The organism is Sphingomonas naphthae, assembly GCF_028607085.1.
GTDB classification, from domain to species: Bacteria; Pseudomonadota; Alphaproteobacteria; order Sphingomonadales; family Sphingomonadaceae; genus Sphingomonas_Q; species Sphingomonas_Q naphthae.
The window spans coordinates 2,839,457-2,854,172 of sequence record NZ_CP117411.1 but is presented as its reverse complement, the minus strand read 5'-3'; the positions used below and the strand labels follow the sequence as shown (position 1 = coordinate 2,854,172).

At 63.5% G+C, this 14,716-nt stretch carries 14 protein-coding genes; 9 read left to right on the top strand and 5 right to left on the bottom strand.

Annotated elements, in window-relative coordinates; genetic code table 11:
* Window positions 1-46: 46 nt before the first annotated feature.
* The 3 genes from PQ455_RS13685 (at window position 47) to PQ455_RS13675 (ending at window position 2,771) form a co-directional block, all read left to right on the top strand.
* On the top strand, window positions 47-1,249 hold the full coding sequence (locus tag PQ455_RS13685; RefSeq protein WP_273686647.1) for an IS256 family transposase: 1,203 nt from the start codon (window positions 47-49) through the stop codon (window positions 1,247-1,249).
* Window positions 1,250-1,566: 317 nt separating this feature from the next.
* Window positions 1,567-2,130: a phosphatase PAP2 family protein gene (locus PQ455_RS13680; RefSeq protein WP_273686646.1), complete on the top strand. Its 564-nt coding sequence runs from the start codon at window positions 1,567-1,569 to the stop codon at window positions 2,128-2,130.
* A gap of 149 nt (window positions 2,131-2,279) precedes the next feature.
* Window positions 2,280-2,771: a DMP19 family protein gene (locus tag PQ455_RS13675; protein ID WP_273686645.1), complete on the top strand. Its 492-nt coding sequence runs from the start codon at window positions 2,280-2,282 to the stop codon at window positions 2,769-2,771.
* Between the two features lie 731 nt (window positions 2,772-3,502).
* On the opposite strand, the gene PQ455_RS13670 is transcribed toward PQ455_RS13675, so the two are convergent.
* Both PQ455_RS13670 and PQ455_RS13665 read right to left on the bottom strand, forming a co-directional pair.
* Entirely contained in the window at window positions 3,503-3,814 is a 312-nt protein-coding gene (locus tag PQ455_RS13670) for a hypothetical protein (protein ID WP_273686644.1), read from the bottom strand.
* Window positions 3,815-3,971: 157 nt separating this feature from the next.
* On the bottom strand, window positions 3,972-4,559 hold the full coding sequence (locus PQ455_RS13665; RefSeq protein WP_273686643.1) for a DUF4142 domain-containing protein: 588 nt from the start codon (window positions 4,557-4,559) through the stop codon (window positions 3,972-3,974).
* 136 nt (window positions 4,560-4,695) lie between these two features.
* On the opposite strand from PQ455_RS13665, the gene PQ455_RS13660 reads away from it, so the two are divergent.
* Window positions 4,696-5,109, top strand: a complete 414-nt coding sequence (locus PQ455_RS13660; protein WP_273686642.1) for a DUF3597 family protein — start codon at window positions 4,696-4,698, stop codon at window positions 5,107-5,109.
* Between the two features lie 54 nt (window positions 5,110-5,163).
* Here PQ455_RS13660 and PQ455_RS13655 read toward each other — a convergent pair whose 3' ends face one another.
* From PQ455_RS13655 to PQ455_RS13645, 3 genes are all read right to left on the bottom strand, one after another.
* The gene (locus PQ455_RS13655; RefSeq protein ID WP_273691376.1) at window positions 5,164-6,243 is read right to left on the bottom strand and encodes an AI-2E family transporter; all 1,080 of its coding nucleotides are present in this window, start codon (window positions 6,241-6,243) and stop codon (window positions 5,164-5,166) included.
* A gap of 199 nt (window positions 6,244-6,442) precedes the next feature.
* Window positions 6,443-6,751, bottom strand: a complete 309-nt coding sequence (locus PQ455_RS13650; protein WP_273686641.1) for a hypothetical protein — start codon at window positions 6,749-6,751, stop codon at window positions 6,443-6,445.
* A gap of 393 nt (window positions 6,752-7,144) precedes the next feature.
* A complete protein-coding gene (locus PQ455_RS13645) occupies window positions 7,145-8,632 on the bottom strand; it encodes a PAS domain S-box protein (RefSeq protein WP_273686640.1) in 1,488 nt (495 codons plus the stop codon).
* 211 nt (window positions 8,633-8,843) lie between these two features.
* Here PQ455_RS13645 and PQ455_RS13640 point away from each other — a divergent pair, with 211 nt between their 5' ends.
* The 5 genes from PQ455_RS13640 (at window position 8,844) to PQ455_RS13620 (ending at window position 14,363) form a co-directional block, all read left to right on the top strand.
* Window positions 8,844-9,113, top strand: a complete 270-nt coding sequence (locus PQ455_RS13640) for a GlsB/YeaQ/YmgE family stress response membrane protein (protein ID WP_273686639.1) — start codon at window positions 8,844-8,846, stop codon at window positions 9,111-9,113.
* A gap of 112 nt (window positions 9,114-9,225) precedes the next feature.
* The gene (locus tag PQ455_RS13635) at window positions 9,226-9,531 is read left to right on the top strand and encodes a hypothetical protein (RefSeq protein WP_273686638.1); all 306 of its coding nucleotides are present in this window, start codon (window positions 9,226-9,228) and stop codon (window positions 9,529-9,531) included.
* A 22-nt stretch (window positions 9,532-9,553) separates the two neighbouring features.
* Window positions 9,554-10,183 carry a hypothetical protein gene (locus PQ455_RS13630; RefSeq protein ID WP_273686637.1) on the top strand — a complete coding sequence of 210 codons (630 nt, stop codon included), beginning with the start codon at window positions 9,554-9,556 and terminating at the stop codon, window positions 10,181-10,183.
* Between the two features lie 444 nt (window positions 10,184-10,627).
* Window positions 10,628-14,092, top strand: a complete 3,465-nt coding sequence (locus tag PQ455_RS13625) for a class I SAM-dependent DNA methyltransferase (RefSeq protein WP_273686636.1) — start codon at window positions 10,628-10,630, stop codon at window positions 14,090-14,092.
* Complete coding sequence (locus PQ455_RS13620) at window positions 14,073-14,363, top strand: PDDEXK family nuclease (protein WP_273686635.1); 291 nt, start codon at window positions 14,073-14,075, stop codon at window positions 14,361-14,363. The genes PQ455_RS13625 and PQ455_RS13620 overlap by 20 nt, the downstream gene beginning before the upstream one ends.
* The last annotated feature ends 353 nt before the right edge of the window (window positions 14,364-14,716 follow it).

Genomic DNA, 14,716 nt, shown 5'->3' with positions numbered 1-14,716 from the left:
GGATAGGTTTGGGTTGCGAAGCTCGAACCTGACGGAAGGAACCACGATGACCGACCCTATGATGCACTTGCGTTCGCTGGTGGAGAAGACCCCGGACGCTGATATTTTGCGCGACATGATCGCGTTTGCGGCCGAGCGGTTGATGGAGATGGAAGTCGGCAACTTGACCGGCGCTGGCTACGGCGAGAAGTCGTCTACCCGGCTTGTCCAGCGCAATGGCCATCGTGAGCGCGACTGGCAGACTCGCGCCGGAACAGTAGAGTTGCGCATCCCCAAGCTACGCAAGGGCAGTTACTTCCCCGGTTTTCTGGAGCCACGCCGAATGGCCGAGCGGGCGCTGACCGCAGTGATCCAGGAAGCCTACATCCAAGGGATATCGACCCGCTCGGTCGACGATCTGGTCAAGGCACTGGGTATGGATGGCATCTCCAAAAGCCAGGTCAGCCGACTGTGCGAAGAACTCGACGAGCGCGTTCACGCCTTTCTGGATCGCCCGATCGAGGGCGACTGGCCGTATCTCTGGATCGATGCGACCTATGTGAAGGTTCGCCAGAACGGGCGGATCGTCTCGGTTGCAGTGATCGTCGCGGTGGGTGTGAACAGCGACGGTCGCCGTGAAGTTCTCGGCATGGACATCGGCCCTTCGGAAGCAGAACCCTTCTGGACAGCCTTCCTGCGCAAGCTGACGCGCCGGGGTCTGCGCGGCGTGAAGCTGGTCATCTCCGACGCACACGAAGGCATCAAGGCGGCCGTCTCCAAGCTGCTGTGTGCCACCTGGCAGCGCTGCCGCGTCCACTTCATGCGCAATGCCTTGGCCCATGCCGGCAAGAGTGGCAGGCGCGTCGTCTCCGCGTTTATCGCCACCGCCTTCGCCCAGGAAACGCCCGAAGCTGCAAGCCAGCAATGGCGTTCCGTGGCCGATCAGGTGCGACCCAAACTGCCCAAACTGGCAACCTTGATGGACGATGCCGAACCCGATGTGCTGGCCTACATGACCTTTCCCCGGGAGCATCGCGCCAAGCTGCACAGCACGAATCCCATCGAGCGGCTCAATGGCGAGATCAAGCGCAGGACCGAGGTGGTCGGCATCTTCCCGAACGAAGCCGCGATCACCCGCCTCGTTGGCGCCATCCTCATGGAACAGTCCGACGAATGGGCCGTCCAGCGTGCACGCTACATGACACTTGAAACAATGGCACCGCTCAGCGACAATCCCATCATCATGCTGTCGGCAGTGCCGGGCACATGATCGGCTCAGACTGACGCCGGAAATTGCGGGGATCGACCCCAGCTACACCACCTCGTGGGACACGATCCCGGTCCGCTCTGCGGTTGCCCGGTGGCGGCGCATCTAGCGGATCATGGTTAACCACGCCTTACCGTGGCTATGATTGTAGCGAGAGCTGCGATGAACCAAGTACATCGCATGCACCGGCGTCATATAGGTGCGCGTTCGCGATTGGCGAAGTGCGGCGGTTGCCGAACCTAACGGGCCCGCCAGCCCGTGCCGGACATTAAGAGCACATGAGCGCATCGCGGAAGCCGTCCGTTAAGACGAAGACGAAAGTGAAGACCCGCGGCGGCATCGAGAAGGCTGATCTCAAGGTTGCGAGGAAGATCGGCCAGTGGCGCGATCATCCGGCCGTCCGTACGGTTGGCATAGTCGGCGAGCTTGCGGACCAACCTCAGCTTTACGCCCTTTCTGCCGCGACGGTGGTAATCGGCCTGTTCCGGGCAGACAGTCGGATGGTCCGCGCCGGTGTTAGGATGTTGGCGGCCGAATGGCTGGCGACGAAGGCGAAGAACTTCGTGAAGCATCGCGTCGATCGTACCCGTCCACATGTCCCCGTCGAGGGAGGCCGGTACCGGATTGAGCGCGGTGGAAGCCGAGACAGTGCCATGAGTTCCTTTCCGTCCGGTCACACGGCCGGTGCTGTCGCGGTGGCGCGAGCCTATTCCAGCGAGTATCCCGAACATGCCGCTACGGCCACGCTGCTCGCGACGCTCGCCGGGGGTATCCAGATCCCACGCTGTAGCCACTTCGTGAGCGATGTCGGAGCCGGGGCCGTTATCGGCCTGGCGGCAGGCTCGCTTGTGGCGAAGCGGTCGCAGCCGCGCCGGATGGCGTGAGGCCCGACAGGAAGCGGCAGCTGATGTATGGCGCGGAAACGCAGGTATGCTTCGACCGTTGCGACAGAGCTATCGAACAATTCTACGCTCGATGGCGGGCAGCTGATCCGATTGGCAGACCCGTCGTCGAAAGGCGATATCGGCGCAGTATGATCAAGCCTATTCCAGTTCCCAGGGCCGACATTATCGCTGGAGAGCCTTGGCGGCCGTGTCTGCAGGTTGGATACTTCGTCGAACAGGTAAGGGAGAGTGGCGGGGAGGCCGAGCTATCGCCCGACGCACTGCTCTTCGCCGACCTGTGGAAGTACCTTGGCGAGGTGACCAACGGCGGTCACGCGCAATATCATGAGAATGAGGAAGACTGCGTTCTGCGGTTGCATGCGCTTCGGGAGCTGCTGCGGCGCATAGGTCTGCCGGGCCATGCAGAGCTGCTGAACAAGCTAGAACATATCATCATCGAGAACGAGGATGATATATTCGAACTTTGGGCAGGGGGCGATGACATGATGGCCAAGGAGATTTTTTACGGGGTCGATGATCAATTTGCCGAGCTGGAGGTGAGCGAAGGCAGGCTTCAGGACCATCTGTGGAACTGGTTGGTACAGCAACCATGGATCGTGCCGGAGGACGATCAACGCTAAGGGCAGAGGTAAGAGGCGTAATCGTCCGGTCTGATCCATAAGTCGTCATTCAACGCCCTTCCTATCACTCCCATCTTCAGCCACTCATCCATCTTGGTTCAAGGACGGCTTGGCTCTTCGACCCGAACGGTGCGGCCGATGTCCCGTCGCGCGAACTGGCGGAGGTCGGGTGATGCTGGACCTCTTCAACACTTCGGTCCTTCCGGGCCTTCCTCGCCGGATGATCTGACCTCCCGTGCCAAAGAGGAGTCGCTCGTCGCAACCATCGATGCCGCCGCGCTGTCGCCCTTTCGCTTTCAGGGCTGAACCGCCGAGCGGATGACGGACTCGTTCGGATGGACCTACGACTTCAACGCCGGACGGCTTGAACGAGGCCAGCCCTCCCCGACCGGCTGCTGCCGGTCCGCGATTGCGCCGCGCGGTTCGCCGACCTGTCTCCTGACCCCTTGATACACGCGCTGCTGATACGGTACGATCCCGGCGCTGTGATCGGCTGGCATCGGGACCGCCCCGCCTTCGAGCATGTCGTCGGGATTTTGATGGGAGCGCCTGCGGACACACGCTTCCGCCGCTGCAGAGGCGAACGGTTCAAACGCGCGTCCGCGCCGCCGATTCCGCGCGGCTTTGACCATCTGAACGGCGAGGCTCGTCCCCCTCTGGGAGCACAGCATCGTCGAGAAGGACGAGCCGCGCTGGTCCGTCACGTTCCGAAGCCGGCGCGCCACGCGCGTCTAGTCGGCGTCGTCCACGACGGTCCCGTCGATCGGCCGCAGCGCGGGGCCCGGTAGCCGTTCGGCCAGGGCGGAGATCCCCTCGCCCGAGAATCCCGTCATGGACACGCCGTCGAGTATGACCGGGTGCTCCACCGTCAGGATCGCGTCGGCGCGATGCCCTGCATCCAGCGTCAGCCAAGCCCGAACCGCACCTTCAAGGCTCGTGACCTCGGCGACGTCGCCATCGCCGCGCGGCACGTTCTCCAGCGCGGCGCTGATGCGCCAGTCGATGCCCGGTGACGCTGCGTCACCCCATATCGCTTCCGTCATCGAAGTCCTTGCGTTCTGAACTCTCCGCTCGCGCGAAGTGACGTGGGCTGCAATTCGTCCGTCTCTGCAACAAGCATTGGCGGCCCGCAGCGCCTCAGCTGCCAGGCCGCATCTCTCCACCGCCCTTGCCGCCTCGTGTTCGCTGCTCGTTGAAACCTCAGGGCTTCAGGCCCTTGGCCATGTTTAGGTGCGCGGCGACCTTGGGAGCGAGGCCGGTTGCGAACTGCTTCAGCTCTGGCACGTCGCCTGATGCACCGTAATCCTGAAGCAATTGAAGCGCCTGCTCGTGCGCGGCGACCTGGTCGGCTGCGTAAGCCGTGTCGAACTCGCTTCCCTTTGCCGCCTTGAGCGCATCCAGCTTGGCCTGCTGGTCGGCGCTCAGCGTGGGGTCGGGCGTCACGGCGGGCGAAAGCGCCGATGCGGTGGTCTTCAGCTTCGCGGTCGATTCCGTGTGTGCCGAGATCATCTGCGTGGCGAATTTCTTCACGCCCGCAGAGGCGCCATTGTCCGCAGCGAGCTTGGAACTGGCGATCTCGAAGGCATCGCTAGCAGCAACCGTATTGGCAAATACCTGGCCGCCGGTAGTTGCCGCTGCTGCCGCCTGATCGTTTCCTGCCGTCATCTCGGACGCATTCATGCTTGTCGCTTCCGTGCTGGTATTGGTAGCCGCCGGCTCTGTTTTCTGACTGCAGCCGGCGACGAGGCAGGCCGTGGCGGTCATTAGTGCTACAATACTGCGCTTCATGGCTGGAACCTCTTCCTGGGAGCGCCTCGAACGATCGACCTATCTTCGCCGTTCCGGAATTGTCCGGAGCGAAGCCGCGCGGCCGTCGTTGTCCCCGTCGACGGCCGCATCCCGGCTCACAAAAGGCGAACGAGACATGAGCATCTTCGGATCGATTATGAGCAAGATCTTCAATCATGCCTCAGCTCCAGCGCCCGCAGCGCCGACCACGCCCACGACCTCACCCGCACCTTCGGCTCCCGTTGCAGTTCCCGCGGCTCAGGCACCTGCTGCGCCCGCCGCCCCTGCGGCCAAAGTGGATGTAGGCGCGGTACTGGGGGAGATGGCGGCGATGAAGGGCGGCGGCGGCAATTACAAGACGTCCATCGTCGATCTTCTGCATCTTCTGGACCTCGACTCCAGTCTGGGCGCCCGAAAAGAACTCGCCGACGAACTCGGCGTCCGCGCCGGCGCCGACGGCACCGCCGAGCAGAACATAGCTCTCCAGAAGGCAGTCATCGCGAAACTGGCCGAGAACGGCGGTGTGGTGCCGGACAGCCTGCGGGATTGATATCATGGTCCAGTCGCCGAGAGCGGCGGCTGGACCCCTAAATCGTCTGTCACCCTAGGCCGCCGGCGCGGCGGCCTTCACTCCGCGTCGCTGCTCGCCCAATATCTGCCACCCGGTGATGAAAAGGGCCCCCGCGAGAGGTCCGACCACGATTCCACTCAGGCCGACAAGATCGATGCCGCCCAAGGTTGTCACCAGGACGAGCCAGTCGGGGATGCCCGTATCCCGACCTACGAGAATGGGCCTGAGGATGTTGTCCGCGAGGCCGATCACAAGCACACCCGACAACACCACCAGTATCGCCTGCCAGATCGCGCCGGTCGCGAGGAGGTATACGGCGACCGGTCCCCAGATGATCGTCGGTCCGATCGCGGGTAGGAGAGCCGCCACCGCCATCAGCATGCCCCAGAGGATCACCGCCGGCAGGCCGACGATCCAGAAGGTGATCGCGCCTAGAGCGCCCTGGACGAGAGCGACGACGCCGGAGCCCTTTATGGTGGCCCGGACTACCGAGACGAACTTATCCGACAGGCGCTGAGCGATCGACGGCTCCAGCGGCAGGGCGTTCACGACGGCAGGTCCTATGGTGTCGCCATCCCGCAGCAGGAAGAAGGTCACGTAGAGACCGACGCCGAACGCAAGGAAGAGAGCAGCCGCATTGGCTCCGATAGCGAAGGCGCGGCGCGCAAGCACGCTCATGCTGCCGCTGATGGCCTCTGATATCTGCGACTGCGCCCGCTCGAACGTGTCGAAGCCGGAGCTGTCCAAAAGGTGCTGAAGTCGCAGCGGCAATGCGTTGTGAACCCGCAGAAAATAGTCTGCGAAGTTGATTTGCCCTGAACGGATCTGGCCATACACGCCGGCGGCCTGTTCGATCACAAGGCTCGCCAGAACGAGGGCGGGTATCACGACCGCGACCGTGATTATCAGGATCGTGACCGCCGCGGAGGTGTTTCGGCGCGAGGGCCACCGCCGGAGCAATCGCTGGAAGATCGGTTGAAAGAGCAAGGCAGCGAGCCCTGCCCAGAGAAGCGCCGTTAGGAACCCGGACACAACCGCCGTCAGGCCCGCGGTGATCAGGACCAGAAAGAGAATGAACCCGCCATTCTCGACGCGTTGTCGGGAAATCGCCATCGTGCCGGCCTTCACTCAAACAAGGATCTCGAGAGGGATGCTCCCCCGGTATCGGCTGCATATCCCAGCCGCAGCGAACTGGTGCAGTCGGACTGATGACTAACCGCTGTCGAAACTCCGACATCATATCGCCGGCGGCATTCGCCCATGCCAACCCGGTTGCCGCTGCCTCCATTCGAGGCAGCGGCAACCGCGCGATCTACTCGTTGTCGTCGTCGCTGTCAGTCTGACCGAGGCCGTCTTCCTCGTCATCGTGCATCGGCTCGCCTCGGAACGCGCCATTGTCGATGCGACCACTGGTGACCATCTGGTTCATGGTGTCGACCAGATCGGGCACGTCGTCGGGAGTGATCGCCGCCGGATTTGCCCGTCCGCCATGCTCACTGTCCTCGGAGAGGTCGCTGCTGAGCCCGAGGGCGTCGTCGGCGACGTCCTGCGCCTGCCCGTCGTCGCTCTGCTCGCTGTTGTCGGTCTCGGGTGCGAGGTCGTCTGTAGGAATGCGGCTCATGGTCGTCGCCTCGCTTTCGTGTGGAGACCGCTCAACAGCCGGGCATGTCTCGCGTTCCGCTCGACCCCGCCGCGTGGCTGCGGCGACGGAAGCCTGCCGCGGATGACGGAACTTGCGAAGCGAGCCTTCTGCGTGGCCCCATCTCGGCGTGCGATGGTTTAGCGCCATACCCGGCAGCCCGCTGGCCCCTTTGCAGCAAGTGACATCGCGAGGACGCCATAAACTCGAGTTCGATGAGCGGTCACTCCCCGCCAATGGCTCCTTCGACGTTCCAATTATCGGCGCGGGACCCGCCGGGATGACAGCCGCGATCTACATCAGTCGCTTCCTTCTTTCGGTCGCGGTCGTCGATGCGGGCAACAGCGGCGCGGGGGCGGCTGGTGCCCAGCCCCGTCAACGTGGCTCCCCGGCGCGACCGCCGATCCCTCGCTCTCGTGCCCAGATCACCGCTGCGCTGCGTCGATTCACACCGATCTTCGCATAGAGACGCGAAACGTGATTCCGCACCGTGTTTCCGGAAAGGTCGAGCTGGCTGGCGATCGCCTTGTCGTCCAGCCCTTCGCAAAGCAATTCCAGCACTTCCCGCTCGCGCTTGCTGAGTTCCGCGACGGCCGGAGCCGTCGCACCGCCTGGTCCGCGGAGCGTGGCCAGTTTGTCCATGATAGAGCGGCTGAACCAGCTGGCATCCTTCATCACGGCATCGATCGCCTGGACGAGCTCCAGCTCGCTGTGCCGTCTCGAAGTGACGTCCTGATAGAGCCAGAGCACGCATCGCTCGCCTCTCACGTCGATCGCCTCCGCTGAGACGAGGCAGTCAACCGGGTCGCCGTCCTTTGGAAGGACGCGAACGTCGCATGTCCGCACACCGCCGCGACGTTCTATCTCCTCCTCAATCGATCGGCGCAACGCGGCGTCATTCCAGAGCTGGAAATCGTCCACGCTCCGCCCAATGAGCTCGCCGGTGGCAAAACCCGACATGCGCTCGAACGCCTCGTTGACCTCGGCGATGCGGTTTTCGGCTCCGGAAGTCACCGCCATCGCAACCGGCGCCAGACGGAACATGGTCGTCGAGCGATGCTCGCTCGATCTGAGAGCGTGCTCAGCCTTACGCCGCGGCTCCAGATCGGCGAACGTGAACAGCATGCAGGGCTGATCGGCAACCTCGATCGGCTGTCCCGCGAAGATGACAAGCCGTGTCGAACCATCGGGAAGCGGCAGCTCGGACTCGACTTGCGGTATCGTAGCGCCGCTTGCGAGACGCTCCGCAACAAATGCATGGCGGTCCGCATGCGCGAGAATGTCCAGATCGCGCAGATGGCGGCCTTCGATCGCATCGCGCGGGCAACTGCACAGATCGGCGAAGCCCGCATTGACGCGGATGAAGCGCTGATCCGAGAGCCGTAGGATGAGCGCGGGTGCAGGGTTCGCCTGAAACATCGATTCGAACCGCGCTTCGGCGTCATAGCGTTCGGATACGTCCTGGATGACCAGCGCCAGGCAGTCGGGCTCGCCCCCATCTTCGTCCATCACCACGTCGTGGACCGCATGCGTCCAGCGCGGCTCGTTGGTCCCGATCGGTGCGACCTCCACGACCAGGTCGGGAAAGCTCTCCCCCGCCAGCATTCGCATGATCGGATATTCGCGCTTCGTCAGACGGTTGTGGTTTCGGTAGCGCAGGCAGAAGCGCTGGCAGTAATCGTCGGCGGTGGTGCCCAGATCCTGCAGTGTCGCAACACCGTGCATCCGCAACGCGGCGGCGTTGGCGTTTACGAGCACGCCAGAAGGATCGACGAGGATCACCCCGGCAGTGAGCCCCGACATCAGCTGCTCAAGGTGATGAAGCGTCGGGGAACGCGGCCGTTCGATGAAATCATCGGTCATGCGGCGTCAAGGTTCGAGGAGCGTGTGCGTTCCCCATTGGCAGCCCCAGCTGCGCGACAAATCTACCAATAGCGCCGTGACAGGAGGATCAAGCCGCCGGCCGCGGCTTCGGAGCTGCAATGAACGTCCCCGACGCATGACTGTTGATGCGACCTAACCAACCAACAGCGCGCGGCATCCCGCTGCACGCTTCGGGGAAATGGAGGACACCATGGGTCTCATCATCCTTCTCGTCGTCGGCGGACTCATCGGATGGGTCGCCAGCATGATCATGCGGACAGATGGTCAGCAGGGCATCATTCTGAATGTCGTGGTCGGCATCGTGGGCGCGCTCATCGCAGGCTTCGTCGTCACGCCGCTGATCGGCGGCGCGCCGATCACGAGCGGCGTCATCAACATCCAGACGATCCTGGTCTCGCTGCTGGGCGCCATCGTCCTGCTCGCGATCATCAATCTGGTTCGTCGCGGATCGGTTCGCTGATCGGCCGCTGACGCATAAATTCATCGGTAGCTTTGCTTAGGCGCCGTTCCCGCCTGTCGATCGTTGGGCCGTCGAGCTCGCGACAATGGAACGCGAGTCACAGGAGAGAAAGATGCACAGGAAGATCCTGGTCGCCGCAATGGCGACCACGCTGGCAACGGGCGCCTTCGCCCAGGCCGACACAAGCTCGCACAATCCCGCGGTCAAGGATGCCACCGCGCACACGACCACGATGGCGGCGAAGGGGCGCAACTCCTTCACGGAGTCGCAGGCGCGCGGTCGGATCGAAAAGGCCGGCTACGCGAACGTAAGCGGGCTGGCGAAAAACAAGAATGGCGTCTGGCAGGGAACGGCCACCAAGGACGGCGGCAAGGTGAACGTCGCGCTCGATTACAAGGGCAACGTCACCGTCCATTGATCCCGATTACCGGAGAACGATAATGTCCAAGACAATCACACGTCTGTTCGACGACTACTCAGATGCCACGACTGCAGTTCGCGATCTCGAAGCGTTCGGGATCGATCATAGCGACATCAGCATCGTCGCCAACAACGCGCACGGCCACCACGACACCGACGGGCACGACGGCATCAACGATGACGGCGACGTCACCCGCGGCACCACGACGGGTGCGCTGCTCGGTGGGGCGGGCGGATTGCTGGCCGGCCTCGGACTTCTCGCCATTCCTGGCCTCGGTCCGATCGTCGCAGCCGGCTGGTTGGCAGCGACGGCGGCCGGCGCCGGCATCGGCGCGGTCGGTGGTGCGGCCACCGGCAGCCTCGTGGGCGCGCTCAAGAACGCGGGTCATTCGGACGAAGACTCCAACGTTTATTCCGAAGGCGTCCGCCGTGGCGGCACGCTGGTGAGCGCGAAGGTGCCGGACGATCAAGCTGCGCAAGCCGAAGCGGTGCTGGATCGAAACAAGGCGGTCGACACGTCGGTTCGCGGTGCCGCGTATCGCGAATCCGGCTGGACGAGCTTCGACGCGGACGCCCCGGCCTATACGAGCGACGAAGTCGATCGCGAGCGGACCCGCTACTCGACGGTCGCCACGACCGACCGGTATTGATGAACGGCTGCGCCAAGCCTTGCCTTGGCGCAGCACGTCCGCTTCTTGAGCAATTGGATTCGACGAAACCGTCTATCGTGGCGAGATGGCCCGTTTGCTTGAAACGAGGATCGGTCGCGAGTTCCGATCCACCTAGATTGATGAGGGGATGGCTTATGAAACGACCCTCGCAGCGAGAGCCATCCTAGGGTTGATCGGCCAGTCGCGCCTGCGTGCCGCTAGCGAACGCCGCGAACAAGCATCCGCTGCGGGACGGCGTGATTTGGTAGGGAAATTCCTCCATCTTCGTTCGGCGAATTGACCCACACCCGGACGCCCAGCGCCGCTCAGCCCCTTTCCAGAACTGGACACCCGTTCATCCCCCGTGAGGAAACCGCCAAACTGCTTGCCGCTGTCGTCACTGCCGTGTTGCTCAGGGCACTTTCAACACCCTAAGGTGCTCACATGGGGGAGACTTCTGACGTCGAACAGTTCATCGCGGAGTGGCGCGACACAGGTGGATCGGAGCTCGCGAACACTCAGAGCTTCATCAACGGCCTGTGCCGGCTGATCGGAGTCGAACCGCCGCGCGGCAGCCGCACCGATGATGCCCAGAACGACTATGTCTTCGAGCGTCGCGTGTTCCAGGATAACGGCGACGGCACGGTCAGCTTCGGCCGGATCGACTGCTACAAGCGCGGCGCCTTCATCCTCGAAGCGAAGCAAGGGAGCGAGGCCGATCGCGCCGCCGCGGAGCGCGGCGAAGACGATCTCGACCTGTTTGGCCAGACTGCCTTCGCGCGTCTCAAGCGGGGCACCGCGAAGCGTGGCACGCCGGGTTGGGCGAAGGCGATGGTGCAGGCCAAGGGCCAAGCCGAACGCTACGCCAAGGCGCTTCCCGCCGACCACGGCTGGCCGCCGTTCCTGCTCGTTGCCGATATCGGATACTGCATAGAGGTCTATTCCGACTTCTCCGGTACGGGGAAATCGTATGCCCAGTTTCCCGATCGCTCACGCTATCGGATCATGCTCGACGACCTGCGCGATCCAGACGTGCGCAAGCGGCTGGCAGCCATCTGGGACGTGCCCACCAGCCTCGATCCCGCCGCCCGCGCGGCCCGCGTCACACGCGATATTGCCGACCTGCTCGCCACCGTCGCCCGCCGGCTGGAGAAGCGCGGCCACACCGCCGAGCGCACCAGCGGCTTCCTCATGCGCCTGCTCTTCACAATGTTCGCGGAAGATAGCGGGCTGATCCCGGAGAAGAGCTTCACCAACCTGCTCAAGGCGCAGCGGGCGGCGCCGCAGCACCTGGAGCACCAGCTCACCGCGTTGTGGGCGGCGATGGATGCGGGCGACTTCTCCCCCGCGCTCGGCGTGCCGCTCCGCAAGTTCAACGGCTATCTGTTCAAGGATCGCACCGCCATCCCGCTCGATGCCGAGGAGCTGGAGGTGCTGATCCAGGCGGCCGAGCATCGCTGGACCGAGGTCGAGCCCGCCATCTTCGGCACGCTGCTGGAGCGCGCGCTCAATCCCAAGGAACGCGCCAAGCTCGGCGCCCACTATACGCCGCGCGCCTATGTCGAGCGACTGGTCGGGCCGACGATCATCGAGCCGCTGCGCGCCGACTGGGCGGGCGTGCGCGTCGCCGCGTCGGAGCTCATTGACCAGGGCAAGGCGGAGGAAGCGCGCCGCACGGTGGAGACCTTCCATACCCGCCTTGCCCAAACTCGCGTGCTCGATCCCGCCTGCGGCACGGGCAACTTCCTCTACGTCGCCATGGCGCGGATGAAAGAGCTGGAAGGTGAGGTGCTCGACCTCCTCGTCGATCTCGGGGACGACCAGTATCTCGCCGAGCTGACCGGCCACACGATCACGCCCGAGAACTTCCTCGGCATCGAGATCAACCCGCGCGCCGCCGCTATCGCGCAGCTGGTGCTGTGGATCGGCTATCTCCAGTGGCACTTCCGCGTGAACGGTGCCGACCGTCCACCGCCCGAACCGATCCTACGCGACATCCGCACCATCGAGAACCGCGACGCGCTGATCGCATGGGACGAGCGCGTGCTGGAGCGCGACGCGTCCGGCGCAACCGTCACTCGCTGGGACGGCGAGACGATGAAGGCGCATCCGGTCACCGGCAAGCCAGTTCCGGACGAGGCGGCGCAGGTAGACGTGTATCGCTACGTCAATCCGCGTGCGGCGACGTGGCCGAAGGCTGACTTCATCGTTGGGAACCCGCCGTTCATTGGCAACAAGCGCATGCGGGAGCGACTGGGCGGTGGCTACGTGGACGCGCTCTTTAGCGCTTGGCGAGTTCCACAGTCCGTCGACTTCGTCATGTACTGGTGGGAGATCGCGGCAAGAGCTGTTCAGGCAGGGGAAGCTAAGCGCTTTGGCTTCATCACCACAAACTCGCTGACACAGACCCTCAATCGGCAAGTGTTGGCGAAGCACCTCGCCGGGATGCAGGATTTCTCGATCACCTTCGCGATAGCCGATCACCCTTGGATTGATGAAACAGGCTCGGCAGCTGTCCGGGTTGCTCTCTCGGTAGCTGCTTCCGGGAGGATAGCAGGGAAGGCGCTGGCAGTTCAGTCGGAGAGCAAAATCCCGGGCCTCGAGGTGCTGAGCGAAAAAACAGGGGTGGTCGGAGCAAACTTGCGGGTGGGAGCCGATTTGCTCTCAGCTCAACCGCTACGGGCGAACACAGGGCTTGCGTCCTTGGGAGCGACCCTGATCGGGTCGGGGTTCATCATTGATAAACTCGAACGTCAGAACCTGCTTAATCTCGAGCCCGCATCCGCGTCGATTATCCGGCCCTATACAAGCGGTCGCGATCTTACGTCCGGTGGCAGAGGGCTATATACGATCGATGCTTATGGACTGGAGGAGCGGAACCTCGTTGAGGAGCATCCCCGCCTCTATCAGCATCTTCATGCGACTGTGCTACCTCAGCGTCAGACAAATGCTCGCAAGTCATATCGGGATCGCTGGTGGATATATGGAGAACCAAGGAACGACTTGAGAGCCGCTCTTTCCGGGCTTCATAGATACGTCATTACCGCGCGGACAGCGAAACATCGCATGTTCGCATTCACTGACATCACCACGCTCGCAGAGAGCCGTTTGGTGGCGTTCGCGCTTTCGGATGCATTGGCGCTCGCGGTGCTGAGCTCCAAGTTTCACTCTATTTGGAGCATCGCTTGGGGAGCTAAGCAAGGTGTCGGCAACGATTTAAACTACAACATCGGCGAATGCTTCGATCCGTTTCCCTTCCCCGCAGACGTTTCCGGATCGCTGACTGCTCGCATCCGTGCGGATGCCGAAGCATTGGACGCTCTCCGCAAGCGCGTGCTCGCCGAGCACGCAGACCTGACGCTCACCAAGCTCTACAACGTCCTCGAAGCGCTGCGCGAGGGCCGTGCGCTCACGCCGCAGGAGCGCGACATACACGATCGCGGGCTCGTCACGCTGATCCGCCAGCATCACCACGCGATCGACGAGGGAGTGGCGGATGCCTATGGCTGGGGCGACGAGCATCGCGCCGGCACGCTGGGCGAGGAGACGATCCTCGACCGCCTAGTCGCGCTCAACAAGGAGCGTGCGGCCGAAGAGGCGCGCGGGATGGTGCGCTACCTGCGCTCCGAATTCCAGGACCCCGGCTACCACGCGCCGGTCGCGACCACGCTCGACCTTGGCGAGGCCGCGGTGGCGCCGGCCAGCAATGTCATTCCGTGGCCGGCGACTTTGCCCGAGCAGGTCGGCGCGGTGCAGTCGATTCTCGCCGCCGCGCCCGCGCCGCTTGGCGCGAGCGACATCGCCCGCAGCTTCAAGGGTAAGCGCGCCGCCACCGTGCGTCCGGTGCTCGACGCGCTTGCCGGCCTCGGCATGGCCCGCCGCCTCAATGATGGACGATACGCCGCATGAGCGATCTAAGCTGTTTCGCACCACGCCATCCGGCGCGGCCGAGCTGCCCGGCGGGGATACGGCGCTGGAGAAGTCGCTCCAGACGCTGTTCGAAGCCAATCTTGAAGCTCTGCTGGGCGTGCGGTTCCTCGCGTCGGAGTTCGTCACCAACGAAGGCGGGCGGATGGGCACGCTCGGCATCGATGAGAACAACGCGCCTGTTGTCATCGAGCATAAGCGCTCGTCCAACGAGAACGTCATCGACCAGGGGCTTTCTATCTCGACTGGCTGATGAGCAATCGGAAAACCCGTTCTCGATGCCGCCTATCAGAAGGGCTAGCGCTCTCGCTCGAAGGGACGGCGACCCAGAAGCAGTCACTCAGGGTGCTGCTACTGAGATTCGGAACCGTATGTTCGTTCAGGCCGCGAGATCCAGCCGGTCGTTTTACCGAGTCGAGCGTACGACCTTCAGGGCACGCCAAAACCGAGCGGGACGGCCAAGCGTAACCTTGACCAGCTTGCCCGAAGCAATTCGTTCCCGCGCCAGACTGGGCCTCGGTCAAGCTCAGAGGAACAGCAGAAGAGCCCATCACCGGGGTGCTTCGCTCGCGAGTTGAGAGGCGAGTGAACGACTCGAAGAAGAAC